Annotated in this window: 22 protein-coding genes; 14 read left to right on the forward strand and 8 right to left on the reverse strand. The window is 50.9% G+C overall.

What is annotated here, in order from left to right:
* The first annotated feature begins 310 nt into the window (after window positions 1-310).
* Window positions 311-928, forward strand: a complete 618-nt coding sequence (locus EQY_RS0114905) for a DUF1287 domain-containing protein (RefSeq protein WP_000647914.1) — start codon at window positions 311-313, stop codon at window positions 926-928.
* Between the two features lie 26 nt (window positions 929-954).
* Here the strand turns inward: EQY_RS0114905 and yijE are convergent, their stop codons facing one another.
* From yijE to metB, 5 genes are all read right to left on the reverse strand, one after another.
* The gene (gene yijE / locus EQY_RS0114910; protein WP_001271242.1) at window positions 955-1,860 is read right to left on the reverse strand and encodes a cystine transporter YijE; all 906 of its coding nucleotides are present in this window, start codon (window positions 1,858-1,860) and stop codon (window positions 955-957) included.
* Window positions 1,861-1,953: 93 nt separating this feature from the next.
* Complete coding sequence (gene katG, locus EQY_RS0114915) at window positions 1,954-4,134, reverse strand: catalase/peroxidase HPI (protein WP_024212599.1); 2,181 nt, start codon at window positions 4,132-4,134, stop codon at window positions 1,954-1,956.
* Window positions 4,135-4,462: 328 nt separating this feature from the next.
* Entirely contained in the window at window positions 4,463-5,353 is an 891-nt protein-coding gene (metF, locus tag EQY_RS0114920) for a methylenetetrahydrofolate reductase (RefSeq protein ID WP_000007526.1), read from the reverse strand.
* Between the two features lie 316 nt (window positions 5,354-5,669).
* Window positions 5,670-8,102: a bifunctional aspartate kinase/homoserine dehydrogenase II gene (metL, locus tag EQY_RS0114930; RefSeq protein WP_000110797.1), complete on the reverse strand. Its 2,433-nt coding sequence runs from the start codon at window positions 8,100-8,102 to the stop codon at window positions 5,670-5,672.
* 2 nt (window positions 8,103-8,104) lie between these two features.
* A complete protein-coding gene (gene metB, locus EQY_RS0114935; RefSeq protein WP_010350181.1) occupies window positions 8,105-9,265 on the reverse strand; it encodes a cystathionine gamma-synthase in 1,161 nt (386 codons plus the stop codon).
* 276 nt (window positions 9,266-9,541) lie between these two features.
* Between metB and metJ the strand changes: the two genes are divergently transcribed.
* Both metJ and EQY_RS0114945 read left to right on the forward strand, forming a co-directional pair.
* Window positions 9,542-9,859: a met regulon transcriptional regulator MetJ gene (gene metJ / locus EQY_RS0114940; RefSeq protein WP_000852812.1), complete on the forward strand. Its 318-nt coding sequence runs from the start codon at window positions 9,542-9,544 to the stop codon at window positions 9,857-9,859.
* A gap of 196 nt (window positions 9,860-10,055) precedes the next feature.
* Window positions 10,056-10,664, forward strand: coding sequence for a YiiX family permuted papain-like enzyme (locus EQY_RS0114945; protein ID WP_000877404.1), 609 nt, complete (start codon window positions 10,056-10,058; stop codon window positions 10,662-10,664).
* A gap of 34 nt (window positions 10,665-10,698) precedes the next feature.
* On the opposite strand, the gene pgtP is transcribed toward EQY_RS0114945, so the two are convergent.
* Window positions 10,699-12,084: a phosphoglycerate transporter PgtP gene (gene pgtP / locus EQY_RS0114950; protein ID WP_024212600.1), complete on the reverse strand. Its 1,386-nt coding sequence runs from the start codon at window positions 12,082-12,084 to the stop codon at window positions 10,699-10,701.
* A 373-nt stretch (window positions 12,085-12,457) separates the two neighbouring features.
* Here pgtP and EQY_RS0114955 point away from each other — a divergent pair, with 373 nt between their 5' ends.
* The 4 genes from EQY_RS0114955 to pgtA all read left to right on the forward strand — a co-directional run bounded on the left by EQY_RS0114955 (window position 12,458) and on the right by pgtA (window position 17,347).
* On the forward strand, window positions 12,458-12,712 hold the full coding sequence (locus tag EQY_RS0114955; protein ID WP_237712273.1) for a hypothetical protein: 255 nt from the start codon (window positions 12,458-12,460) through the stop codon (window positions 12,710-12,712).
* Between the two features lie 155 nt (window positions 12,713-12,867).
* The gene (locus EQY_RS0114960) at window positions 12,868-14,100 is read left to right on the forward strand and encodes an ABC transporter substrate-binding protein (RefSeq protein WP_000619303.1); all 1,233 of its coding nucleotides are present in this window, start codon (window positions 12,868-12,870) and stop codon (window positions 14,098-14,100) included.
* Window positions 14,097-16,064, forward strand: coding sequence for a sensor histidine kinase (locus EQY_RS0114965; protein WP_000811380.1), 1,968 nt, complete (start codon window positions 14,097-14,099; stop codon window positions 16,062-16,064). Before EQY_RS0114960 ends, EQY_RS0114965 begins: the two co-directional genes overlap by 4 nt.
* A gap of 2 nt (window positions 16,065-16,066) precedes the next feature.
* Window positions 16,067-17,347, forward strand: coding sequence for a two-component system response regulator PgtA (gene pgtA / locus EQY_RS0114970; RefSeq protein WP_000132856.1), 1,281 nt, complete (start codon window positions 16,067-16,069; stop codon window positions 17,345-17,347).
* A gap of 70 nt (window positions 17,348-17,417) precedes the next feature.
* On the opposite strand, the gene rpmE is transcribed toward pgtA, so the two are convergent.
* Complete coding sequence (rpmE, locus tag EQY_RS0114975; protein WP_000710770.1) at window positions 17,418-17,630, reverse strand: 50S ribosomal protein L31; 213 nt, start codon at window positions 17,628-17,630, stop codon at window positions 17,418-17,420.
* Between the two features lie 203 nt (window positions 17,631-17,833).
* On the opposite strand from rpmE, the gene priA reads away from it, so the two are divergent.
* The 7 genes from priA to rraA all read left to right on the forward strand — a co-directional run bounded on the left by priA (window position 17,834) and on the right by rraA (window position 25,799).
* Window positions 17,834-20,032: a primosomal protein N' gene (priA, locus tag EQY_RS0114980; protein WP_024212601.1), complete on the forward strand. Its 2,199-nt coding sequence runs from the start codon at window positions 17,834-17,836 to the stop codon at window positions 20,030-20,032.
* Window positions 20,033-20,187: 155 nt separating this feature from the next.
* Window positions 20,188-21,213, forward strand: coding sequence for a DNA-binding transcriptional regulator CytR (gene cytR, locus EQY_RS0114985; protein WP_000644884.1), 1,026 nt, complete (start codon window positions 20,188-20,190; stop codon window positions 21,211-21,213).
* Between the two features lie 91 nt (window positions 21,214-21,304).
* Complete coding sequence (gene ftsN / locus EQY_RS0114990) at window positions 21,305-22,264, forward strand: cell division protein FtsN (protein WP_000068842.1); 960 nt, start codon at window positions 21,305-21,307, stop codon at window positions 22,262-22,264.
* Between the two features lie 92 nt (window positions 22,265-22,356).
* Window positions 22,357-22,887 carry an ATP-dependent protease subunit HslV gene (gene hslV / locus EQY_RS0114995; protein ID WP_000208242.1) on the forward strand — a complete coding sequence of 177 codons (531 nt, stop codon included), beginning with the start codon at window positions 22,357-22,359 and terminating at the stop codon, window positions 22,885-22,887.
* A gap of 9 nt (window positions 22,888-22,896) precedes the next feature.
* Window positions 22,897-24,228 carry an ATP-dependent protease ATPase subunit HslU gene (gene hslU / locus EQY_RS0115000; RefSeq protein WP_001293348.1) on the forward strand — a complete coding sequence of 444 codons (1,332 nt, stop codon included), beginning with the start codon at window positions 22,897-22,899 and terminating at the stop codon, window positions 24,226-24,228.
* Between the two features lie 66 nt (window positions 24,229-24,294).
* On the forward strand, window positions 24,295-25,221 hold the full coding sequence (menA, locus tag EQY_RS0115005; RefSeq protein WP_024212602.1) for a 1,4-dihydroxy-2-naphthoate polyprenyltransferase: 927 nt from the start codon (window positions 24,295-24,297) through the stop codon (window positions 25,219-25,221).
* A gap of 92 nt (window positions 25,222-25,313) precedes the next feature.
* The gene (gene rraA, locus EQY_RS0115010; RefSeq protein ID WP_000872908.1) at window positions 25,314-25,799 is read left to right on the forward strand and encodes a ribonuclease E activity regulator RraA; all 486 of its coding nucleotides are present in this window, start codon (window positions 25,314-25,316) and stop codon (window positions 25,797-25,799) included.
* Between the two features lie 83 nt (window positions 25,800-25,882).
* Here rraA and zapB read toward each other — a convergent pair whose 3' ends face one another.
* Entirely contained in the window at window positions 25,883-26,128 is a 246-nt protein-coding gene (gene zapB, locus EQY_RS0115015; protein ID WP_001296623.1) for a septal ring assembly protein ZapB, read from the reverse strand.
* Window positions 26,129-26,202: the final 74 nt, after the last annotated feature.

Consider the following 26,202-nt stretch of genomic DNA (forward strand, 5'->3'; position numbering starts at 1 on the left):
CTCTCCCCAAAGGGGCGAGGGGACCGTCCGGGCACGTTTTATACATTGTCGCCCGTCTGAAACACCTGCGTTGTCCGGGTGTTGGAAATTGCTGCCAAACTGGCTCATTCGTCACTGAGGGCACGGTTTTCCCCCTCGCCCTCTCCCCAAAGATGTGAGGGAACCGTCCGGACACTTTTTTACTTTGTCACCCATCTGAAATTCCGCATTGTTCGGAGTTTTTTTTATCCGCTTCTGGACATTTTCCCCACAGAACATTCAAACGCCCGGAAGGTCGAATCTGCGACGATTATTTTCACGGACGAAACAGATGAAAGCTTCACTCGCGTTGGTCAGTCTTCTGACGGGATTTACCAGCCACTCCTTAAAATCTCCCGCCGTTCCACCAACCGTGGTACAAATCCAGACCAACACCAACCTTGCCATCGCAGACGGTGCCAGACAGCAAATCGGCAGCACGCTATTTTACGATCCGGCGTATATGCAGCTTACCTATCCTGGCGGCGATGTCCCGCAGGAGCGCGGCGTATGTTCTGATGTAGTGATCCGCGCCTTGCGCAGCCAGAAGGTCGATTTGCAGAAGCTGGTGCATGAAGATATGGCGAAGAATTTTGCCGATTATCCACAAAAGTGGCAGTTAAAACGTCCGGACAGCAACATCGATCATCGTCGGGTGCCGAATCTGGAAACCTGGTTTAGCCGCCACGATAAAACACGCCCCACCAGCAAAAACGCCAGTGACTATCAAGCGGGCGATATTGTCTCCTGGCGATTAGATAACGGGCTGGCACATATTGGGGTGGTGTCAGATGGCTTCGCCCGCGACGGTACGCCGCTGGTGATACATAACATTGGCGCAGGCGCGCAGGAAGAAGATGTGCTGTTTAGCTGGCGGATGGTGGGGCATTATCGTTATTTTGTTAAATAAGAGATCGCCCCACATGAAGAAAAAATTCAGATCCTTTTTACACTGACGGCTTCTTTTTTCTTACGGCTCACCAGCGCCAGTGCCAGCACAATCAGCACAATACCGCTACCTTCAACGGCCCCCGGATTCTCACCGAGCAGCCACCAGGAAAAGAGTACGCCGCAAACGGGAACGGCCAGTGTGCTTAAGCTGGCAATACTGGCAGGCAAGTTTTTCAGCACAAACAGCCATAAGCTCCACGCCAGCGCCGTCGCCAGAATCGCACTGTAGGCCAGCGCCCAGAACACGGTGGGCTGCCAGTCAATTTCACGTTGCGGCACCAGTAAAGCGACCACACTCATCACCAGCGCCGCATAGAGCATCTGCCAGGATGTTAACGACAATAAATCCACGCGCGGATGACGGGCATACAGACGTTTAGCAACAATCGCGCTCGCCCCCCAACTAACACCGGAGAGGATTGCCAGCATGGCACTTTTCATCGAAGAAAAATCGAGTTGCCACGGCTGCAACACCAAAAATAAGCCGAAAGCGGCAATCAGTATCGCGAAATATTGCCCACGTCGCAGGCGTTCACCGAGAAACAACGCGGCGAAAATCACCACCCAGAACGGCATGGTATAGCTCAGGATCGCCACCTTCCCCGCTCCGCCGCTGACCAGCGCCCACTGCGCCAGGCCAACCATCCCACAGGTTTGTAACAGGGCGATGGCTAAGGTGTATTTAAACGGCGTCGGGCGCATTCCGCGACCACGTAATAAAAGGACGATGAATAAAACGAGAGCGCCGAAAATGCAGCGTAAGGCGGTGAAGTCGAAGGCACCGATGTAGCTGGTGACTTGCTTCATGAAAATCCAGCTATAACTCCAGATAAGTGTGAGCACAACCAGGCCACTGATTGCCAGTGGGTTGCTCTTTCCTGCGGCAGACATGTGAGATCCAGTGTGTAGTTTTCCTGTGGACACTATACGCCGGTAAAGAAACTTCAGCGACTGCATGAAAGGCAGTCGCTGAAGAAGGTCAGATTACAGCAGGTCGAAACGGTCGAGGTTCATCACTTTCACCCATGCCGCCACGAAGTCTTTAACAAACTTCTCGTGGGCATCGCTGCTGGCGTAAACTTCCGCTACCGCACGCAGGACAGAGTTAGAACCAAATACCAGATCCGCACGGCTGGCTGTGTATTTCACTTCGCCGGTTTCGCGGTCACGGCCTTCGAACAGCTCTTTCGATTCGTCGGTCGCTTTCCACTCGTAACGCATATCCAGCAAGTTCACGAAGAAGTCATTGCTCAATACGCCCACGCGGTCAGTGAAGACGCCGTTTTTGCTGCCATCGAAGTTGGCACCCAGTACGCGCATCCCGCCCACCAGCGCAGTCATTTCCGGCGCGGTCAGCGTCAGTTGCTGTGCTTTGTCGATCAGCAGTGACTCGGTGGTGGAAACGTCCAGACGAGCGCGATAGTTACGGAAACCGTCAGCAATTGGCTCCAGCAGCTCAAACATCTCAATGTCAGTCTGATCCTGACGCGCATCAACGCGACCCGGCGCAAACGGTACATGAATGCTCAAACCTGCGGCGCTTGCGGCTTTCTCAACACCAACCACACCAGCCAGCACGATGATATCCGCCAGCGAAGCTTTGCCAGACTCTTTCTGAATTTTCTCCAGAACTGGCAGAGCACGAACGGCTGCGGCGTTCACATCCCAGTCGCGCTGCGGTGCTAATGCCAGACGCGCACCGTTGGCGCCACCGCGTTTGTCGCCACCACGGAAAGTAGAAGCAGACGCCCAGGCCACCGATACCAGCTCACTGACAGACAGACCAGAATCCGCAATCGCAAATTTCAGACTGATAATGTCTTGTTCGGTCGGGTTGTAGATCGGCTGCGGCAGCGGATCTTGCCAGATCAGATCTTCTTTCGGTACTTCCGGCCCGATGTAGCGAGATTTCGGCCCCATATCCCTGTGCGTCAGTTTGAACCAGGCACGGGCAAAGGCTTCGTTGAACGCCTGCGGATCGTTGAGGAAGCGACGAGAGATCTTCTCGAACTCTGGATCAAAACGCAGCGTCAGGTCGGTCACCAGCATCGTCGGCTTACGTTTCTTCGACGGATCAAACGGATCCGGGATAATTTCCGGTGCGTCTACCGCTTCGAACTGGATTGCGCCAGCCGGGCTGCGGGTCTGTACCCACTCATATTTGAACAGGTTTTCGAAGAAATAGTTGCTCCACTGAGTCGGTGTCTGCGTCCAGACCACTTCCAGACCAGAGGTGATGGCATCTGCGCCAACGCCGCTGCCGTAAGTGCTCGCCCAGCCTAAACCTTGTTCTTCAATCGGTGCAGCTTCCGGGTCAGGGCCAACGTTAGATGTCGGACCGGCACCGTGGGTTTTACCCAGCGTATGACCACCCGCAATCAGCGCCACGGTTTCTTCGTCGTTCATGCCCATGTTGCCGAAGGTCGCACGGATAGCTGCTGCCGCAGAAAGCGGTTCGCCGCTGTGATCCGGGCCTTCCGGGTTAACGTAAATCAGCCCCATCTCGGTTGCACCCAGTGGTGCTTTCGCCAGTGCTTCTGGATGACGGTGGGTCAGCCAGGCTTTTTCATCACCCCAGTTAACGTCGAGATCCGGTTCCCAGACGTCTTCACGACCGGCACCAAACCCGAAGGTACGGAAGCCGGAGTTTTCCAGCGCCACGTTACCCGCGAGGATAAACAGGTCTGCCCAGGAGATTTTCTGACCATATTTCTGTTTGATTGGCCACAACAGGCGACGCGCTTTATCGAGGCTTACGTTATCCGGCCAGGAGTTCAGCGGTGCAAAACGTTGCTGACCACGACCTGCGCCGCCGCGTCCGTCGATGGAACGGTAAGTCCCCGCGCCGTGCCAGGCCATACGAATAAATAAGCCCGCATAGCTGCCCCAGTCGGCTGGCCACCACGGCTGAGATTCTGTCAGCAGGGCTTTCAGATCTTTTTTCAGGCCGTAGTAATCTAATTTGCTGAATTCTTTGCGGTAGTCAAAGTCCTCACCCAGCGGGTTAGAACGATTAGAATGTTGGTTTAACAGGTCAACACGGAGTTGATTTGGCCACCAGTCGCGAGTGGTTGTGCCCCCACCTGCGCTCTGGTCATGACCGCCCTGATGGAACGGGCATTTGCCGGTGGCTGTCGTGTTATGGATATCGTCTGACGTGCTCATCAATGTGCTCCCCTCTACAGTGTTACCGTTACGATACACAGCGTTAGAGAGAAGTTATAATTGAATTAATCCACGGATGCGATAGTTGAGATCTTACATATTGTTGGTTAAAGAGATGTAGATCAAATTGATCGTAATTAAGCCTTTTTGATTATGTCCGATTTAGGACAAATACTTTATAAAAAAGTGTTTTAGCTTCACATCCTTCAAGGGAGAAGGGAGAAAACAAGGCTGACTACCTTATTTTCCCACCCTCATTTAGAGGCAGCATTTTGTGCTCTGTTTAAAATTTGTAATCACTGTGTGATTTTCACAAAAGACACAATGCTTATAAACCAGGTCGAACACCCAGCGTATGGCAAATCGCGTAACTCATTTCAGCGCGGTTAAGCGTATAGAAGTGGAAATCTTTCACTCCTTCCCGGCTTAAAATCTTCACCATATCCATGGCAATATTCGCGCCCACCAGCTTGCGGGTTTCGGCATCGTCATCCAGACCGTCAAACATTTGCGCCATCCACGCCGGAATACGCACGTTGGTCATGTCGGCAAATTTCTTCGCCTGTTTAAAGTTAGAGACCGGCAAAATGCCCGGAATAATTTCCACATCGATACCCGCCGATACGCAGCGATCGCGAAAACGCAGGTAGCTTTCGACATCGAAGAAGAATTGAGTAATCGCACGGTTGGCGCCGGCATCGACTTTACGTCTCAGGTTAAGCAAATCTGCCTGGGCACTTTTCGCCTCCGGGTGAACTTCCGGATACGCCGCCACGGAGATATCGAAATCCGCGACTTCTTTTAACAGCGTCACCAGGTCAGAGGCATACATTTCCGGCTTACCGCTTCCCGGCGGCAGGTCGCCACGCAGCGCCACAATATGGCGAATGCCGTTATTCCAGTAGTCGCGAGCGATGGTGCGCAGCTCATCGGGAGTCGCATCAATGCAGGTGAGATGCGGCGCAGCTTCCAGACCGGTGCGATCTTTAATGCCTTTAATGATGCTGTGTGTACGGTCGCGCTCGCCGGAGTTCGCGCCATAGGTCACCGACACAAACTTCGGTTTCAGGCTGCTAAGGCGATCAATGGAGTTCCACAGGGTCTGCTCCATTTCACTGGTACGCGGCGGGAAAAACTCGAAAGAAACGTTAATCTGCCCCTGGACTTCTGCCAGGCTCTGATTCAGGGCATCCCGCTGGCTGGCGTGAAAAAAGCTCATACCTTACCTCATCAATCGCTTGTAGTTATATGTTGTGTTGTGAACATCTATCCATTTAGACGTCCAGATGTAAAGATGAAGGAAAAGCCGAGGGGCGTCAACCGAAAAATGACCAATGATGGTGAGGAAAAATCAGGGAAGATGAAAAAGATTCAGGATGGGAATTACAAGAAACCTAGCAGACGGATTTATTGTTTCTTGCCGGATGCAGCGTGAACACCTTATCCGGCTTACAACTCAATGATAATTAGGTAAATTGTGTTAAAGGCCATAAGCCCAACAAGCATGTGCATCATGCCTAATTGGGCTCCTGAACTTACAACAACTGCGCCAGACGATTAATATCCGACTGAATCGCCCCGGCGGTGACATCGCGCCCTGCGCCTGGTCCACGGATCACCAGCGGGTTATCACGATACCAGCGGCTTTCGATGGCGAAGACGTTATCGCATGGCAGCAGTGATGCCAGCGGATGATCTTCCCGCACCGCTTCCACACCAACACGCGCTTTGCCGTTGGCATCGAAACGCGCCACGTAGCGTAGCACCAGCCCCATTTCGCGGGCAGCTTCCAGCCGTTGTACCATCTGCTCGTTCAGCTCATCGCCATTTTCAAAGAAATGGTCGATGCTGCCGCCTTCGCAATGAGCAGGCACCAGCGACTCCACACGTACCTGATCCGGTTCGATGTTGTAACCCGCTTCACGCGCCAGGATCACCAGCTTGCGCATCACGTCTTTGCCGGAAAGGTCATCACGCGGGTCAGGTTCAGTTAACCCTTGCTGCCATGCCTGATCCACCAGCTCGGTAAACGGCACGCTACCGTCGAATTGCAGGAACAGCCAGGAGAGCGTGCCGGAGAAGATCCCGCTGATCGACAAAATAGTGTCGCCGCTGTCGATCAGGTCGCGCACGGTATGGTTGATCGGCAACCCCGCACCGACGGTGGCGTTATACAGCCAGTGGCGCCCGGTTTTTTCGAACGCGTCGTGGATCTGGCGATATTTATTGCTGTCGCTCGCTCCCGCCAGTTTGTTGGCGCTGATAACGTGGAAACCGTGGCTGGCGAAATCGAGATATTGATCGGCAAGCTGCTGGCTGGCGGTAACGTCCAGCACCACTAAATCATCATACGGATGGGCGCGCATCCACAGGAACAGCGACTCTTCATCCTGCTCCACGGCCTCATCATTGAAGAACGCTAACGCGCGGCTGGCGTCCAGCCCGTCATAACTCAGCAGGCTGCGGCGGCTGTCCACCACGCCTGCCAGCACAAATTCAAATCCAGTACGCGCCGAAAGCGTACTCTGCTCACGGGCAAACAGTTCCAGCCAGCGGGAACCGATATTGCCCTTGCCGAACAGAACCAGGCCAATGCGTTTTTCCGCGCGAAATACGGACTGATGCAACCCCTGAATCAGGCTTTCGGTCGGGCCGGTACGCAGCACTGCCACCAGGCTGATACCGTCATCCGACTGCCAGGTAAATTCGACCGGCTGGCCTTTCAGTTGCTGCCAGAAGCGGTGGCAATGCAGCGGGTTACGGGTGACGCCCGCCCCGACCATCGCCACCAGCGCCAGCCCCTGACGCAGACGCAGTTCGCCAGGTAATCCCGCTTCGTCGAGGATTTTCAGGGCGCTGTCAGCCACTTCAGAGGTGTAGCAAAATTGCAGCAACTGGCGATCGTTATGTACGCCAACCGCCAGTGGGCGCACCTGCGCGCGTTTCAGGATCTGGTCGATTTCTTTATGCGCCAGTTTGAAGTCCTGGCTGGCGGGCACCTGAAACTCAATCAAACAAACATCATCATGGCTGGTGACAATACGCGCACCAGTACCGGAGGCCAGCACGCGTTCAATGCGCGTGGAACCTTGATCCGGCGTGTAGCTACAGCGCAGCTGCAGGTCAATTTCGCTGCCAGAAACCGGCTGTAAAGTACGGGCGTGAAGAACGGGAGCCGCCAGACGCGCCAGTTCGCTGGCCTCATCCAGACGCAGCAATGGCAGCAGACAGGCATCTTTCACTTTACGCGGATCGGCACTGTATACCCCGGCGACGTCGCTCCAGATGGTTACACGAGAAACACCCGCCAGCGCACCGATTTGTGTCGCGGAATAGTCGGAACCGTTACGCCCCAGCAGCACCGTTTCACCGGCGTTGTTACGGCTGATAAACCCGGTCACCACCAGACGTTTGCCCGGATGTTGTACCAGTAGCTGTTGCAGCAACGGGTAAGAAAGCCCTTCATCAACCTGCGGTTGCGCAGCGCGTTCAGCGCGTAAAAACTCGCGGGCATCAAGCCAGGCCGCTGACAGCCCTTGTTGGTTAAGCACCGCAGACATCAGGCGCGCCGACCACACTTCACCGTGGCCCACCACTTCCGCATACACCGCGTCGTTAATACCGCTGTCGAGCAGCGCCGCCAGGCGTTCAAGATCGCTGACAAAGGCGCTAATAAGGCTATCGGCTTCTTCGGCAGGTAACAGGCCGCTAATCAGATCGCATTGATAACGACGTAGCGTTTGTTGAACCTGATGCGCAGAGAGACGATCGGTCTGGCTTAGTTTCAACCAGTTAATCAACTGGTTAGTGGTGCTACCGGCGGCGGAAACCACCATCATATCGTCGGGCTGAGAGTACTCCGCCATAATGCCCGCGACACGCAAATAACACTTCACATCAGCCAGACTACTGCCACCAAATTTATGCAGTTGACGACCTTTCGCCCCTGCCTGCGCAATCACACTCATTTTTACCCCTTGTTTGCAGCCCGGAAGCCATTTTCCAGGTCGGCAATTAAATCTTCGCCATCTTCTATACCGGTGGAGATACGCAACAGCGTCTCGGAGATCCCGGCGGCAGCACGCGCTTCTGGCGCCATGCCTGCATGTGTCATGGTTGCGGCGTGAGAGATTAAACTTTCCACTCCCCCTAACGATTCCGCCAGCGTAAACAACGACAGCCCGCCCAGGAAACGACGCAGCGTTTGCTCATCGCCATCCAGCTCAAAACTCAACATTGCGCCAAAGCCTTTTTGCTGGCGCACGGCAATTTCATGCCCCTGATTTTCCGGCAGCGATGGGTGATAAAGTTTTTTCACCAACGGCTGGGTTTGCAGATATTTCACAATCGCCTGCGCGTTACGCTGAGCCAGCTCCATACGCGGCACCAGAGTACGCAGACCGCGCAGCAGCAGATAGCTGTCAAACGCGCCGCCCGTTACGCCAATATTGTTTGCCCACCAGGCCAGTTCGGTGACAACATCTGGATCTTTAGCAATCACCACGCCCGCCACCACGTCTGAGTGACCGTTCAGATATTTCGTACATGAATGCAACACCAGATCGGCACCTAATGCCAGTGGATTTTGTAATGCCGGGCTTAAGAAGGTGTTATCCACCACGCTCACCGCCCCGACTTCCCTTGCCAGATGGCAGATTTTCGCAATATCCACGACGCGTAACAATGGATTACTTGGGCTTTCTACCAGCACCAGTTTAGGTTTTTCTGCCAGTGCCGCCCGTAATGCCTGCTCATCGCCCTGATCAACAAACAACACGCGATAGCAACCGCGTTTCGCCAGGCTGTCGAACAGGCGATAGCTGCCGCCGTAGCAGTCGTGCGGCGCAACCAGCAGATCGCCGGGTTTCAAAAAGACAGTCGTGACCAGGTGAATAGCTGACATGCCGGTATTGGTTAGCACCGCACCTGCACCGCCTTCCAGTTCTGCCAGCGCCCGCTGAACCACATCGCGCGTTGGGTTGCCGCGACGCGAGTAATCATGCGCGCGTGGTTCGTTAAATCCGGTAAAGTTATAGGTGCTGGAAAGATGGATAGGCGGGACAACGCAACCATACTGTTCGTCGTCATTTAACCCGCTACGCACTGCAATGGTGGCCTGTTTACGCGTCATGTGATGAAGTTTCCTGGGCTTTGTTGGTGAAATGTCAGGCACCAGAGTAAACATTGTGTTAATGGACGTCAATACATCTGGACATCTAAACTTCTTTGCGTATAGATTGAGCAAATCCGAAATTGCCGTTAAAATTATATGCATTATCACGCTGGCAGGCGCATTACACGATGTCACGGTAGCGCCTGTGCGGTAAACTATGCGGGTTTATGACCAGTACCCTTATAAACTGTGCGGTCTGGTCTCAATTTATTGACGAAGAGGATTAAGTATCTCATGGCTGAATGGAGCGGCGAATATATCAGCCCATACGCTGAGCACGGTAAGAAGAGTGAACAAGTCAAAAAGATTACGGTTTCCATTCCTCTTAAGGTGTTAAAAATCCTCACCGATGAACGCACGCGTCGTCAGGTGAACAACCTGCGTCACGCTACTAACAGCGAGCTGCTGTGCGAAGCGTTTCTGCATGCCTTTACCGGGCAACCTCTGCCGGATGATGCCGATCTGCGTAAAGAGCGCAGCGACGAAATCCCGGAAGCGGCAAAAGAGATCATGCGTGAGATGGGGATTAACCCGGAGACGTGGGAATACTAAAGCGGAAAAGAGCGGCGCGGAGAGTGGAATCGCCTGATGCGCTACGCTTATCAGGCCTACGTCATATTGCAATTTATTGAATTTGCACGAACTTGCAGGCCGGATAAGGCGTTCACGCCGCATCCGGCATAAACAACGAGCACGTTGTCAGCGGTTCTGCTCTAACCCACCGCTTTTTATACATGGACGTTTAACTATGAAATACAGGCTACTGCTCCCCGGCCTGCTGGTTTCTGTGCCTGCCCTTGCCTGGCAACCGCAAACCGGCGACATCATCTTTCAAATTTCTCGCTCATCGCAAAGTAAAGCAATCCAACTGGCAACCCATTCCGATTACAGCCACACCGGTATGTTGGTGATGCGTAACAAAAAGCCCTACGTCTTTGAAGCGGTCGGCCCGGTGAAATACACCCCGCTCAAACAGTGGATCGCCCACGGTGAAAATGGCAAATACGTTGTTCGCCGCGTTGAAGGCGGACTCAGCGCCGAACAGCAACAAAAATTGGCGCAAACGGCAAAACGTTATCTCGGCAAACCATACGATTTCAGCTTCTCGTGGAGCGACGATCGCCAGTACTGTTCGGAAGTGGTGTGGAAGGTTTATCAGAACGCGCTGGGAATACGCGTGGGTGAGCAGCAAAAACTAAAAGAGTTTGATCTTAGTAACCCGCTGGTTCAGGCAAAGCTCAAAGAACGCTACGGCAAAAATATTCCTCTTGAGGAAACTGTGGTTTCACCTCAGGCCGTTTTCGATGCGCCACAACTCACTACCGTTGCTAAAGAATGGCCGCTGTTTTCATGGTAATGGGCCAATCGCATCATAATTGGCCCCCCCAAATCTAACTTTTGCTGCTCTGAAGCTCTTGCGAAAACTCAGCAACGTCATTTTGACGCTGTCGTTCCATGGCGATCGCGCCAAAGTGCGTTAACGTACAGAAAATAATGCAGCAGATAACACCAGCAAGCAGAAGATAAAAACCGCCATCCCAACCAACCTGATCGACCATAACACCAAACAGACTTGTTCCAAGCGTTGCGCCAAGAATATAGCTCATAAAACCACGCAAACCGACTGCGGAACCCACGGCAAAACTGGGGACAATTTCCATTGTCTGAACAGAAGCCAGGAACTGCGGTACATAGATAAGGCAGCCTACGCAAGCAGCAAAAATGGTAATAGAGAGCAGAGAGTCACTTTTCCAGTAGCCCAGCAGGCAGAAGAAAATTAATACCATACTGATAATAGCGGGTGGCATACGGCGACCACGAAATAATTTATCACTCAACCAACCAGCAAATAATGTAGTTGGAATCGCCGCCCATTCGAAGATTAAAAATGCCGTGCTCATTTCAGTCTTCGTAAAATGTTTCACACTTAACAGGTAAATAGGCAACCAACTGATAATTCCGAAACGCACCATATAGACAAAAACATCAACGAAAGAGACGAACCATGCGTTCTTGTTTTTTAGCACATAGGTACAAAAAATTTGCCAGGCCGTCATATCTTCCGGCGCACGATCATCTTTTGCTTTAATGCTGACGTCGTCCGGGACGATTTCGCTTAATGGCGGCAAACCTTCACTTACGGGCGAACCTTTACCTGACATCAGTACCACTATAGCAATGACAACAGATACAATCGCTGGAACAACATATGTTGCTATTTTCCAGTGTTCAGTCCCCAGCACAGCAAATGCACCACCAACAATCGGAGCAACAATACCGCCCCCGACATTGTGTGAAATATTCCAGACCGCACCGACGATGCCTCGTTCTTTACGAGGGAACCAGTTGGCTATTGTAATAAACGAAGGACCAACCCCCATTCCTTGAAAGAGACCGTTTAAAACAACAAGTCCCGCAAACATCCAGAAAGCAAAACTAAATCCAAGCGCCACGTTAACGAGAGCACAAAGAACCAAACCCACAGCCATATAGACTTTAGGATTCGCTTTATCTGCCAGACTACTCATTACCCCTTTACTAATACCGTAGGCGATCAGCATACAACTGCTAAGTAGACCTATTTGAGTCGCAGACAGATTAAGATCTTGCTTTAAATAAGGTGTGGAAAGAACAAAGTTATTCCTGACAATATAATACGAAAGATAACCGATAAATACGCTAAATAGCGCCTGCATACGATAACGATTATACGTATTCTTTATTTCACTTTCAGGAACCTTATGTGTTGCCACTTTAGGTTTCAATAGAGAAAGCATATATCACCTTCCAGTTCATAGAGTTATTTAAAACAGCAATGCCAGTTGCTACTCTCTGAAGAGTATTGCAAAAGCCCTTGCTTCATTGGTTTTAAAGATAGTGAAGCAAGTGAGTTTAAGTTACAATACAGGGCATATGAGTCAAAACTGACTCAAAAATACAAATATCATGTTCCATTTCTTTCCCATTTTTATATCTCAAAATAGAACAAAGCCATTATTTCAGCATTAACGGGTTACAACAGCCCCAATAAAAAAATAATGACTTTTATTAATTTTTTCAGTTTTTGAGGTCAGTCACATATTTTGCATCCATATACGTGATCATTGAAGAGACTCGATTTTACCCTGTTGGAGGATCATGCTACGCAACATGAAAATTTTCATCACCGTTCAACAACCAGCAGGGATTAAGGATTTTCATGTTATCCTTCGTGATAAGCACATTTGCGCTCAAGTTAAAGCGATTGTTCCGGCTTCTGAAGGCTGGTGCAAAGAAACAATAGAATCCGGTCAGGGCCTGAATCCGATAGCACGAATATCGAAATTAATTACCGGAAATAGCTGTAACAATCGCTATTTCCGCAAGATACACATGTTCAGAGGTGCAATATTGATCTTTTTTTGATAACCGCTTCCGGATATAGTGACGCTCGTTACATCTGAATTAATGAAATTTCCGATACTGACACCAGCGTCTTACAGTCATTATGTATATTAGCTAACGGATAATGCTATGAATTACAGCGTAAGAGTTTTTCTCTCGTTAATAGGATTTTTGACATGATTCGTATTATACAACGAGCATTAATCTGTTGGGTTTTATGCGTCAATGTCACCTCAGCGCAAGAGCTGGTGATTGCAACAACGCTTTCTTCGGAAGCGACGGAACACATTATTAGTCAATGGCAAAAACAACCACTGGCAACCAAAATCCGAACGCTTAACCGAACCAGTGCATCCATTGAGCGCCTGCTAGAAAATCCATTGGGTGAAAATATTGATCTGGTACTGAGTTCATCCCCCATGTTGCTACAGCGGTTGCAAAGTAAAAATCTGCTCCAGCCTTTTAATAATCAAATCGAAACAAGCAGAAAGTTAGTCCCCGAATCTATTCGTTCAACCACCGTTGCGGTTGCGGTATCGGGCTATGGCATCCTGATCAATGTGGCGCATCTGGAAGATAAAAATGAGCCAGTGCCTACTTCATGGAAGGAATTGAGCAGGTCACGTTATCAAGGAACACTATTAATGAGCAGCCCTTCACGTTCAGATACCACACATCTGATGATTGAAGATCTCCTGCAACAACAAGGATGGAGTAATGGTTGGGGTACGCTACTGAAAATAGGCGGTAATCTCGCTACCATTTCATCTCGCAGCTTTGGCGTAGCAAATAAGATCAGTACAGGGCTGGGTGACGCTGGTCCAGTCATCGACAATTACGCTAACGTACTGCTTAATAATTCAACTTTACGTTTCAGTTATTTCCCCAACTCTCGCGCAGCGCCAATGTTTATTGCCATCGCAAACGGCAGTAAACACCCACAGGAGGCGGGGCGTTTTATTAATTTTTTGTTGAGCCAGGAAGGACAACAGGCATTGAGCGATTCTGATTCAGGAAAGTATCCGGTATATCCGCTACCCTCCGGTACTCCACTCGCGGATCAACAATTGCGATTATTTGCCTCTCCTTCCCTTGATTATCCGTTGATTATGCAGCGCCAAAAGCTTGTGCAATTGTTATTTGATAATGCGATTACTGTTCGCCTTACCGAACTTCAAAACAGCTGGAAATCATTATATGCCGCAGAACATCGGCTTAAGCGTAAATTGCCAGATGTGCGTGCATTATTAACAGCAGTTCCTGTTACCCCGGAGCAGTCCGTTAATGCCATGTACCTGCAGCAATTCGAACTGCAATCAGGCTTTCGTGAAGCTCAGCTCATGGCATGGCAGCAGTTTTTCCTGCATCAGCAGCAATTGGTGAACACACAACTTGAGTCGTTAAAGTGAAACAACTACATACTATAGGGACGAGCTTACGGCTCGCCTTTGTTTTTAGCGCCATTCTTACGCTATTCGTTAGCGTAGTCAGCCTCTATTCCTGGTATGAACAAAATTCTCAGGTTCGCTACGCGCTTGATGATTATTTCCCGAGGATTCAGGCTTCATTTCTTTTTGAAGAAAACCTCACCGCATTGGTAAACGAATTTAATGAGCTACAACAGACAACCAATACCGCTAGTCGTCTTCAGGTGAGGGAGCAAATTGAACAACGGCTACAAAAAATTAAGGCCATTAATCCTCATCTTGATTCAGTACATCAACGTGCGCTTAACCAACAGGTCGCCAGTAGTGACAGACTGCTTAACAAGCTCGATAACGCATTGAACAACAACAATCAGGAAAAAGGAAAACTCGACGTTATATCCTCAAGAGTTAACTGGCTGCATGATGACTTTAATAATGAACTCAACTCACTTACCCAGGATTTAAGTTGGCAACAATCGTCGTTGCTAAATCAACTCAGCCAACGAAAAGATCTACCCGAAAAACAGAGTTTGCAAAATGCTCAGCAAACTATTCAAAAAGAATTGCAGCTCGTTTTCGAACTTTCACATATAGAAACCCAAATCGTCAGTACGCTAAAGGAGATGCTTAACACGCATAGCAGAGATATAGACGCGTTGAAACAACATATTCAGTATTTGAATTTTTTGAAACACAGCATTGACGAAAATGTGCGGTCGTTATCTTCTTATTCCAGTACCATCACATTACACCAGACAGTTTATTCCTTGTGGGAACTGGGTACTCAGCAAAATTATCTACCCGGAACCCTGGCTGCCTGGCAACAAGCTCAACAAACTCTCATGAGCACTATCGGGGATAAAGAGCGTGTATTTACGCAAATACGTGCTCAATTAGAAACGCAATTAGGTAATAGCCATCAACAATTACAAACATTCAATCTACGATTGGAAAAAATAATGCAAATCAGCGGGCTATTGATTTTGGCAGCTATGGTTACCGCCTTACTGTTCGTTATTCTGGTAAATTACCTCTACATTCGTCCCAGAATGATCCGCCGATTTCGGTTACTGAATGATGCCGTTGTCAAGTTAAGCAATGGTGAACTCGATGCTGATATCCCTGTCTCCGGTAACGATGAACTTGGGAGAATTGCCAACCTGCTCCGCCAGACCATTGAGAAAATTAATCAACAGCAACGTCAACTGGGACAGGAAATATGCGAGCGTATCGCGACAGAAAAAAACCTTCGTACAACGCAAAGTGAATTGATCCAAACTGCAAAACTGGCCGTGGTTGGGCAGACAATGACAACACTGGCACATGAAATTAATCAACCACTTAATGCCTTATCTATGTATCTTTTCAGCGCCAACCGCGCGCTGGAACAACAAGACGTTGGTTTGGTGAAAAATTATATTGTTACTATGCGATCGTTAGTCGAGCGTATGGATAACATCGTTAAAAGATTGCGCAACTTCGCCCGCCGTCGAGATAGTGAACTGGCTGGCGGTGCAATCAATTTACAGCAGGTAATTTATTCGTCCTGGGAACTTCTGGCGTTGAAACATCGATCACAGAAGGCCTCTCTTCACTACCCTGATAATTTCCCTGCCGTTTATGGTGATGATGTCTTGATTCAACAAGTTTTAGTTAATTTGTTTACGAATGCCCTGGAAGCCAGTCTGGAGCAATCACCCACAATAACCATCAGCTTTGAAGAAGAAGCCTCCACTGTAACGCTATATATTGCTGATAATGGAAAAGGCTGGCCAGTGCATCTGGCTGATCGACTATTAACGCCTTTTACCACGGACAAAGCTGTAGGTTTGGGTATTGGCCTTTCGATTAGCCATTCTATTATGCGCCAGTGCCAGGGAGAGTTATATATCGCGTCAACTCTCGACCGCCATGCGCTGGTTATTCTACGTTTCAGGAAACTTTAAGCATGACAGACACTACCCCAACAATTCTGTTAATTGATGACGACAATGATGTTCTGCTAGCCTACAGCACTCTCTTACAGCAAGAGGGTTATGTCGTATGTACCTGTAGCAACCCTTCTGAGGCTCTACAATTACTGCAAAATACGTGGGAAGGCATCGTGGTGTGCGACGTTTGTATGCCGGATATTTCAGGCATCACGCTGCTGGAAAAAATAATGCTTATCGACCCTCATCTTCCCATTCTGATGATCACCGGGCATGGCGATGTCCCCATGGCCGTTGAAGCAGTAAAAAAGGGAGCGTGGGATTTCCTGCAAAAGCCGATCAATCCAGAACAATTTCTCTCACTTATCGAAAAAGCACTGGCTGAACGTGAAGCTTATCTGGAACAAAAAAAATGGCGACACGCTCAGTTTAATCGGCACTTAATCGGTAACAGTGGTTGGATTCGCCAGACACGTCAACAGCTTGAAACGCTGGCAGAAACCGATCTTCCCGTCTGCTTTTACGGCGAACCTGGCACAGGAAGAACATTAGCCGCCCACTATCTTCATCAATTTAGTTCTCGCAAGGAAAGACCTTTAATTGAACGCACACTCAGCGCCAATAGCCAGCAGCCGTTGGAAGAATGGGTGAAAGAAGCAGAAGGTGGCACGCTGTTATTAAAAGAACTTGAGCATTTAACGCCAGAAAATCAGCGCGCCTTGATCCAGTACCAGGAAAGACCCCAGGATCGGTCATTTCGTCTGATTGTTGTTAATCAAAGCCCTCTGGCTGAACTGGCTGCCGCACAAAAAATTATTCCTGCATTGTATTTTCTTTTTTCACTCACCCACATTGAATGCCCACCACTCTGCCAGCGTCCGGGGGATATTGAACCTATTTTTCACCATTATCTGACCCTCACCTGTAAACGATTAAATCGCCAGCAGCCACTGCTGGGAAAAGCTTTTTATAAGCGACTGATGGCGCGTACCTGGCCTGGTAATATTATTGAATTGGTGAATGCGGCAGAACTGGTGGCAGTCGGCGTTTTAATGCTGGACGATTCGGTCAGTTTGCAGATGATGGAGACGGATCCAGCCCCGCTGGATGAACTCGTAGAATCTTATGAAAGACAAATAATTATTGATGCTCTCAACTTCCATCAGGGTCGTATCAACGACGTTGCCGATTACTTTCAGATACCCAGGAAAAAGCTGTATTTGCGCATGAAAAAATACGGTATTGATAAAATGGATTTTCGCTATGAGAAGAAAGATAAAAAGACACAAACTCAATGAGTTATGTTGATAATGTAGGTTTTCAGGCACAAAAAAAGCGCCGTGCGGCGCTTTTTTCGGAAATCCGGTCTTATTTGCTGCCCGGGATGCTGAAACGCTTGTTGAAGCGGTCAACACGGCCACCGGTAGCAACATCACGCTGTTTGCCAGTGAAGAACGGGTGGCACTTGCTGCACACGTCGAGGTTCAGGTCATGACCAACGGTGGAGCGGATTTTCATTACGTTACCGCAAGAGCAGCTAGCAGTAATTTCTTCGTATTTCGGGTGAATATCTTTTTTCATGGGAAAACCTCGGTTTAAGGCCGCGTCGCTCTTCCAGCCCTAACGCCAGACACCACGCGATGTTTAAAGTATAGTTTCAATACGATCATTTCGTATCAAAGGCGCCGAATCATACAGAAATTAACCAGCGTATGCAAACTGATCCGCACACCTCTACGGCAATGTGTATACTGTTCCACCGAATTTCAAGTCAGGATGATGCTATGCCCGTTGCTCACGTTGCCTTGCCCGTTCCGCTTCCCCGAACCTTTGACTATCTGCTGCCTGAAGGCATGACGGTTAAAGCCGGGTGTCGCGTGCGCGTGCCGTTTGGTAAACAGCAGGAGCGCATCGGGATTGTGGTGTCCGTTAGCGATGTCAGCGAGCTGCCGCTCAACGAGCTAAAAGCGGTAGTTGAAGTGCTGGACGTTGAGCCGGTATTTACTCACTCCGTCTGGCGATTACTGCTATGGGCGGCGGATTATTATCATCATCCAATTGGCGATGTGTTGTTTCATGCCTTGCCGATTTTACTGCGCCAGGGGCGACCTGCAGCGAACGCGCCCATGTGGTACTGGTTTGCCACCGAGCACGGTCAGGCGGTAGATATCAACAGCCTGAAACGTTCGCCAAAGCAACAACAGGCACTGGCGGCATTGCGACAAGGGAAAATCTGGCGCGACCAGGTTGCCACTCTCGAATTTAATGATGCCGCGCTACAGGCACTGCGCAAAAAAGGTCTGTGTGATTTAGCAAGTGAAACACCAGAGTTTAGTGACTGGCGAACGAACTACGCCGTTTCTGGCGAGCGGTTGCGACTGAATACTGAACAAGCCACCGCCGTTGGCGCCATCCATAGCGCGGCAGATACCTTTTCCGCCTGGCTGCTGGCGGGCGTCACCGGCTCCGGTAAAACGGAAGTTTATCTAAGCGTGCTGGAAAACGTGCTCGCCCAGGGCAAACAGGCGCTGGTAATGGTGCCGGAAATCGGCCTGACACCGCAAACTATCGCCCGTTTTCGTGAACGCTTTAATGCCCCCGTGGAAGTTCTGCATTCTGGCCTGAACGACAGCGAACGCCTTTCGGCGTGGCTAAAAGCGAAAAATGGCGAGGCGGCGATTGTGATTGGCACCCGCTCCGCGCTGTTTACACCGTTTAAAAATCTCGGCGTGATTGTCATTGATGAAGAGCACGACAGTTCCTACAAACAGCAGGAAGGCTGGCGCTATCATGCCCGCGACCTGGCGGTGTATCGCGCGCATAGCGAGCAAATCCCGATTATTCTTGGCTCCGCAACGCCCGCGCTGGAAACGTTATGCAACGTCCAGCAGAAAAAATACCGCCTGCTGCGCCTGACCCGTCGGGCGGGTAATGCGCGTCCGGCAATTCAACACGTGCTGGATTTAAAAGGTCAGAAGGTGCAGGCGGGGCTGGCTCCGGCGTTGATCAGCCGTATGCGCCAGCATTTACAGGCCGACAACCAGGTTATCCTCTTTCTTAACCGCCGGGGTTTTGCGCCTGCGCTGCTGTGCCACGACTGTGGCTGGATAGCCGAATGCCCGCGCTGCGATCACTACTACACATTGCATCAGGCGCAGCAGCATCTGCGCTGTCATCACTGCGACAGCCAGCGCCCAGTGCCGCGCCAGTGCCCTTCCTGCGGCTCCACGCATCTTGTGCCGGTGGGCCTGGGCACCGAGCAGCTTGAGCAGACGCTTGCCCCGATGTTCCCTGGTGTACCCATTTCACGTATTGATCGTGACACTACCAGCCGCAAAGGTGCGCTGGAACAACAACTGGCGGAAGTACATCGCGGCGGCGCGCGGATTTTGATTGGCACGCAAATGCTGGCGAAAGGTCACCACTTTCCGGATGTCACACTTGTGGCATTACTGGACGTGGACGGTGCGCTGTTTTCTGCCGATTTTCGATCCGCAGAACGTTTCGCCCAGCTTTACACCCAGGTCGCTGGTCGTGCGGGGCGTGCCGGTAAACAGGGCGAAGTGGTGCTGCAAACGCATCATCCGGAACATCCTCTCTTGCAAACATTGCTCTATAAAGGCTATGACGCCTTTGCAGAACAGGCGCTGGCCGAGCGGCGTATGATGCAGCTACCACCGTGGACCAGCCACGTGATTGTGCGCGCCGAAGATCATAACAATCAGCACGCGCCGCTGTTCCTGCAACAGTTGCGAAATCTCATCCTCTCCAGTCCGCTGGCGGATGAGAAACTGTGGGTTCTCGGCCCGGTTCCAGCACTGGCACCCAAACGTGGCGGTCGCTGGCGCTGGCAGATCCTGCTGCAACATCCTTCCCGCGTGCGCTTACAGCACATCATTAACGGTACGCTGGCGCTTATTAATACAATACCGGATTCACGGAAAGTGAAATGGGTGCTGGATGTCGATCCTATTGAGGGTTAAACCGCTAACGATGCGAGGCGGATCGAAAAATTAAATATTCATCACACTTTTCATGAAAATTCTGTAACCGTTTTCACGCGCTATCTGCTAAAAATGTTGCCGATGTGAAGTAAACACGGATGTAGTACGCCTGACGTGCCAGGCGAGGAGTGAGAGTGAAAGCGAAGAAGCAGGAAACTGCCGCAACCATGAAAGACGTCGCCCTGAAAGCAAAAGTCTCTACGGCAACCGTCTCCCGAGCGTTAATGAATCCCGATAAAGTCTCCCTGGCGACTCGTAACCGGGTTGAAAAAGCCGCCCGGGATGTGGGTTATTTACCGCAGCCGATGGGGCGTAACGTCAAGCGTAATGAGTCCCGCACCATTCTGGTGATTGTCCCGGATATCTGTGATCCCTTCTTTAGCGAAATTATTCGCGGAATCGAAATTACGGCAGCAAGTCATGGGTATCTGGTACTGATTGGCGACTGTGCACATCAAAACCAGCAGGAAAAAACCTTTATCGATTTGATAATCACTAAGCAAATTGATGGCATGTTGCTGCTCGGTTCAAGGCTGCCGTTTGATGCCAGCATTGAGGAACAGCGTAATCTGCCGCCGATGGTGATGGCGAACGAATTTGCACCGGAGCTGGAACTGCCTACAGTTCATATCGACAACCTGACCGCTGCATTTGATGCGGTAAATTACCTGTATGAACAGGGGCATAAATTGATCGGCTGTATTGCTGGGCCGGAAGAAATGCCGCTGTGTCACTATCGCCTGCAAGGCTACGTTCAGGCTCTGCGTCGCTGCGGAATTATGGTTGATCCACAATACATCGCCCGTGGCGACTTCACCTTCGACGCCGGAAGCAAAGCCATGCAGCAGTTGCTCGACCTTCCGCAACCGCCAACTGCTGTTTTCTGTCATAGCGATGTGATGGCACTTGGCGCACTTTCGCAGGCAAAACGTCAGGGGCTGAAAGTTCCTGATGACCTTTCCATAATCGGTTTTGATAACATCGACCTGACGCAATTTTGTGATCCGCCACTGACAACCATCGCACAGCCGCGCTATGAAATTGGTCGCGAGGCAATGTTGTTATTGCTTGACCAAATGCAGGGGCAAACAGTCGGCAGTGGCTCACGTTTAATGGACTGCGAGCTTATTATCCGGGGATCGACACGCACATTGACTTAAAGTAAACCTTTAAGGCTTCCGTGACTGGTCAAAGGCCCGCCGCTTAAGTAACATGGCGGGCTGACGAACGAATAAATACAGCGAAACGATAGTGGCACAACGAGATTATGTACGCCGCAGCCAACCGGCACCTTCGCGGCGAAAAAAGAGTACCTCACGGAAAAAGCAACGAAATCTGCCTGCGGTTTCTCCCGCAATGGTCGCTATTGCTGCCGCCGTTCTTGTGACCTTTATCGGTGGTCTGTACTTCATTACGCATCACAAGAAAGAAGAGTCCGAGACGCTGCAAAGCCAGAAAGTGACCGGAAACGGACTACCTCCGAAACCGGAAGAACGCTGGCGCTACATTAAAGAGCTGGAAAGTCGCCAGCCGGGTGTGCGTGCGCCAACAGAACCTTCTGCCGGTGGTGAAGTAAAAACGCCGGAGCAACTGACACCAGAACAGCGCCAGCTTCTTGAACAAATGCAGGCCGATATGCGCCAGCAGCCAACGCAGTTAGTTGAAGTTCCGTGGAATGAGCAAACGCCAGAACAGCGCCAGCAAACGCTACAACGCCAGCGTCAGGCGCAGCAGTTAGCGGAACAGCAACGCCTGGCTCAGCAGTCACGTACAACCGAACAAAGCTGGCAGCAACAGACGCGTACGTCGCAAGCCGCGCCGGTTCAGTCGCAGCCGCGCCAGTCAAAACCGGCTTCTACTCAGCAGCCGTACCAGGATCTGCTGCAAACCCCTGCGCACACTACCGCGCAGTCGAAGCCGCAGCAAGCTGCGCCAGTTGCTCGTGCAGCTGACGCGCCAAAACCGACGGCGGAGAAAAAAGATGAACGCCGCTGGATGGTACAGTGCGGTTCGTTCAGAGGGGCAGAACAGGCAGAGACAGTACGTGCTCAGCTGGCGTTCGAAGGCTTTGACTCGAAAATTACCACCAACAATGGCTGGAATCGTGTGGTCATTGGCCCGGTGAAAGGCAAAGAGAACGCAGACAGCACCCTCAATCGGTTGAAGATGGCGGGTCATACAAACTGCATTCGGCTCGCTGCCGGGGGTTGAAACCCTCAAAATCCCCCCCATCTATAATTGCATTATGCCCCGTACTTTTGTACGGGGTTTGTACTCTGTATTCGTAACCAAGGGGTCAGCTCGTGACAACTATAGTAAGCGTACGCCGTAACGGCCATGTGGTCATCGCTGGTGATGGTCAGGCCACGTTGGGCAATACCGTAATGAAAGGCAACGTGAAAAAGGTCCGCCGTCTGTACAACGACAAAGTCATCGCGGGCTTTGCGGGCGGTACTGCGGATGCTTTTACGCTGTTCGAACTGTTTGAACGTAAGCTGGAAATGCATCAGGGTCATCTGGTTAAAGCGGCCGTTGAACTGGCAAAAGACTGGCGTACCGATCGCATGTTGCGCAAACTTGAAGCACTGCTGGCAGTCGCAGACGAAACTGCATCGCTTATCATCACCGGTAACGGTGACGTGGTGCAGCCAGAAAACGATCTTATTGCTATCGGCTCCGGCGGCCCTTACGCCCAGGCGGCGGCGCGCGCGCTGTTAGAAAACACTGAACTTAGCGCCCGTGAAATTGCTGAAAAGGCGTTGGATATTGCAGGCGACATTTGCATCTATACCAACCATTTCCACACCATCGAAGAATTAAGCTACAAAGCGTAAGGATCTCCCATGTCTGAAATGACCCCACGCGAAATCGTCAGCGAGCTGGATAAGCACATCATCGGCCAGGACAACGCCAAGCGTTCTGTGGCGATTGCTCTGCGTAACCGCTGGCGCCGTATGCAGCTCAACGAAGAGCTGCGCCATGAAGTGACCCCGAAAAATATCCTGATGATCGGCCCGACCGGCGTCGGTAAAACTGAAATCGCCCGTCGTCTGGCAAAACTGGCTAACGCGCCGTTCATCAAAGTTGAAGCGACCAAATTCACCGAAGTCGGTTATGTGGGTAAAGAAGTCGATTCTATTATCCGCGACCTGACCGATGCCGCCGTGAAAATGGTGCGCGTACAAGCTATCGAGAAAAACCGTTATCGCGCTGAAGAACTGGCAGAAGAACGTATTCTCGACGTGCTGATCCCACCGGCCAAAAACAACTGGGGACAGACCGAACAGCAGCAGGAGCCGTCCGCTGCCCGTCAGGCATTCCGCAAAAAACTGCGTGAAGGCCAGCTCGATGACAAAGAAATCGAGATCGATCTTGCCGCAGCACCGATGGGCGTTGAAATTATGGCGCCTCCGGGAATGGAAGAGATGACCAGCCAGCTGCAATCCATGTTCCAGAACCTGGGCGGTCAGAAACAAAAAGCGCGTAAGCTGAAAATCAAAGACGCCATGAAGCTGCTGATTGAAGAAGAAGCGGCGAAACTGGTGAATCCGGAAGAACTGAAGCAAGACGCTATCGACGCCGTTGAGCAGCACGGGATCGTGTTTATCGACGAAATCGACAAAATCTGTAAGCGCGGCGAGTCTTCCGGTCCGGATGTTTCTCGTGAAGGCGTTCAGCGTGACCTGCTGCCGCTGGTAGAAGGTTGCACCGTTTCTACCAAACACGGGATGGTCAAAACTGACCACATTCTGTTTATCGCTTCTGGCGCATTCCAGGTAGCGAAACCGTCTGACCTGATCCCGGAACTGCAAGGTCGTCTGCCGATCCGCGTCGAACTCCAGGCGCTGACCACCAGCGACTTCGAGCGCATTCTGACCGAACCGAATGCCTCTATCACCGTGCAGTACAAAGCACTGATGGCGACCGAAGGCGTGAATATCGAATTTACGGATTCCGGTATTAAGCGTATCGCGGAAGCGGCATGGCAGGTGAACGAATCTACCGAAAACATCGGTGCACGCCGTTTACATACCGTTCTGGAGCGTTTAATGGAAGAGATTTCCTACGACGCCAGCGATTTAAGCGGTCAAACTATCACCATTGACGCAGATTATGTGAGCAAACATCTGGATGCGTTGGTGGCAGATGAAGATCTGAGCCGTTTTATCCTATAATCGCGTTCAATCATTTTCATCATTGTTTGATGGGGCTGAAAGGCCCCATTTTTCTTGGCGCGTATTATGACTGAACAACAAATTAGCCGAACTCAGGCGTGGCTGGAAAGTTTACGACCTAAAACCCTCCCCCTCGCCTTTGCTGCAATTATCGTCGGGACGGCGCTGGCATGGTGGCAAGGTCACTTCGATCCGCTGGTCGCCCTGCTGGCACTGATTACCGCCGGGCTATTACAGATCCTTTCTAACCTCGCCAATGATTACGGCGATGCCGTCAAAGGCAGCGACAAACCTGACCGTATCGGACCACTACGTGGTATGCAAAAAGGGGTTATTACCCAGCAAGAGATGAAACGGGCGCTCATCATTACCGTCGTGCTCATCTGTCTCTCCGGACTGGCGCTGGTCGCAGTGGCGTGCCATACGCTGGCCGATTTTGTCGGCTTCCTGATTCTGGGCGGGTTGTCGATCATCGCCGCAATCACCTACACCGTGGGCAATCGCCCTTATGGTTATATCGGTCTGGGTGATATTTCCGTACTGGTTTTCTTTGGCTGGTTGAGCGTGATGGGGAGCTGGTATTTGCAGGCGCATACGTTGATTCCGGCATTGATCCTTCCGGCGACCGCCTGTGGCCTGCTGGCAACAGCGGTTCTGAATATTAATAACCTGCGTGATATCAATAGCGACCGCGAGAATGGCAAAAATACACTGGTGGTGCGCTTAGGTGCAGTAAACGCGCGTCGTTACCATGCCTGCCTGCTGATCGGCTCACTGGTGTGCCTGGCGCTGTTTAATCTCTTTTCGCTGCACAGCCTGTGGGGCTGGTTGTTCCTGCTGGCAACGCCGTTACTGGTGAAACAGGCTCGTTATGTGATGCGTGAAATGGATCCGGTAGCGATGCGACCAATGCTGGAACGCACTGTCAAGGGCGCATTACTGACTAACTTGCTGTTTGTTTTAGGGATATTCCTAAGCCAGTGGGCAGCATAACTGACAAATATCAATTAACAATTGATGATTTTGCCAACAACCCACATAGCGCGATATACTGAAAATTCTCGCAGCAACTGAATGTTAAGCCTATGAAATACGATACTTCCGAGCTTTGTGACATCTATCAAGAAGATGTCAACGTCGTGGAACCGCTGTTCTCCAACTTTGGTGGACGGGCGTCGTTTGGCGGACAAATCATCACGGTAAAATGTTTCGAGGACAACGGGTTGCTGTATGATCTGCTCGAACAGAATGGTCGTGGTCGTGTTCTTGTCGTCGATGGCGGTGGTTCTGTTCGTCGCGCACTGGTCGATGCTGAACTGGCGCGTCTGGCAGTACAAAATGAATGGGAAGGTCTGGTCATTTACGGCGCGGTGCGTCAGGTAGATGACCTGGAAGAGCTGGATATCGGCATCCAGGCGATGGCCGCAATTCCGGTCGGTGCCGCTGGCGAAGGCATTGGTGAAAGCGATGTCCGCGTCAACTTTGGCGGCGTCACCTTCTTCTCCGGCGACCATCTCTATGCCGACAATACCGGGATTATTCTTTCTGAAGATCCGCTGGATATCGAATGATAAAAAAGGCACCGCAAGGTGCCTTTTTTCTGCGTTACCTGTTGCCTACACAGTAAAGCAATTACGCGAAAGATGAAGCGTAATCAGACCTCTTCCATGCGACCCAGCAGGGCCTGCAGACGTTCCTGCCAGCCGTTCTGCTGTTCTTTCAGATGGTTGTTCTCACGCTCCAGCTCTTCGCGCTGATGCTGGGCATTTTGAACTTCCTGCGACAGTGAGTTGTTCTTTTCTTTCAGCTCTTCGATTTCCATCTGCAACAAAGTGATGGTATCAATCGCCTGCTGTACTTTTGCTTCCAGTTTCTCAAACACTTCTAATGACATTGTCATACCTCTCCTGAATTGCAAGGCGTTGATGGATATATATCCTCGTCCCGATTATCGGTGACGCCTTAATAAATACG

Origin of the sequence: Escherichia sp. TW14182 (assembly GCF_000208525.1) — a bacterium.
Classification (GTDB): Bacteria; Pseudomonadota; Gammaproteobacteria; order Enterobacterales; family Enterobacteriaceae; genus Escherichia; species Escherichia ruysiae.

What these genes read in the sequence shown, in the direction of transcription:
- EQY_RS0114905 (WP_000647914.1), top strand. Translation starts at nt 311, where the DNA reads ATGAAAGCTTCACTCGCGTTGGTCAGTCTTCTGACGGGATTTACCAGC.
- yijE (WP_001271242.1), bottom strand. Translation starts at nt 1,860, where the DNA reads ATGTCTGCCGCAGGAAAGAGCAACCCACTGGCAATCAGTGGCCTGGTT.
- katG (WP_024212599.1), bottom strand. Translation starts at nt 4,134, where the DNA reads ATGAGCACGTCAGACGATATCCATAACACGACAGCCACCGGCAAATGC.
- metF (WP_000007526.1), bottom strand. Translation starts at nt 5,353, where the DNA reads ATGAGCTTTTTTCACGCCAGCCAGCGGGATGCCCTGAATCAGAGCCTG.
- metL (WP_000110797.1), bottom strand. Translation starts at nt 8,102, where the DNA reads ATGAGTGTGATTGCGCAGGCAGGGGCGAAAGGTCGTCAACTGCATAAA.
- metB (WP_010350181.1), bottom strand. Translation starts at nt 9,265, where the DNA reads ATGACGCGTAAACAGGCCACCATTGCAGTGCGTAGCGGGTTAAATGAC.
- metJ (WP_000852812.1), top strand. Translation starts at nt 9,542, where the DNA reads ATGGCTGAATGGAGCGGCGAATATATCAGCCCATACGCTGAGCACGGT.
- EQY_RS0114945 (WP_000877404.1), top strand. Translation starts at nt 10,056, where the DNA reads ATGAAATACAGGCTACTGCTCCCCGGCCTGCTGGTTTCTGTGCCTGCC.
- pgtP (WP_024212600.1), bottom strand. Translation starts at nt 12,084, where the DNA reads ATGCTTTCTCTATTGAAACCTAAAGTGGCAACACATAAGGTTCCTGAA.
- EQY_RS0114955 (WP_237712273.1), top strand. Translation starts at nt 12,458, where the DNA reads ATGAAAATTTTCATCACCGTTCAACAACCAGCAGGGATTAAGGATTTT.
- EQY_RS0114960 (WP_000619303.1), top strand. Translation starts at nt 12,868, where the DNA reads ATGATTCGTATTATACAACGAGCATTAATCTGTTGGGTTTTATGCGTC.
- pgtA (WP_000132856.1), top strand. Translation starts at nt 16,067, where the DNA reads ATGACAGACACTACCCCAACAATTCTGTTAATTGATGACGACAATGAT.
- rpmE (WP_000710770.1), bottom strand. Translation starts at nt 17,630, where the DNA reads ATGAAAAAAGATATTCACCCGAAATACGAAGAAATTACTGCTAGCTGC.
- priA (WP_024212601.1), top strand. Translation starts at nt 17,834, where the DNA reads ATGCCCGTTGCTCACGTTGCCTTGCCCGTTCCGCTTCCCCGAACCTTT.
- hslU (WP_001293348.1), top strand. Translation starts at nt 22,897, where the DNA reads ATGTCTGAAATGACCCCACGCGAAATCGTCAGCGAGCTGGATAAGCAC.
- menA (WP_024212602.1), top strand. Translation starts at nt 24,295, where the DNA reads ATGACTGAACAACAAATTAGCCGAACTCAGGCGTGGCTGGAAAGTTTA.
- rraA (WP_000872908.1), top strand. Translation starts at nt 25,314, where the DNA reads ATGAAATACGATACTTCCGAGCTTTGTGACATCTATCAAGAAGATGTC.
- zapB (WP_001296623.1), bottom strand. Translation starts at nt 26,128, where the DNA reads ATGACAATGTCATTAGAAGTGTTTGAGAAACTGGAAGCAAAAGTACAG.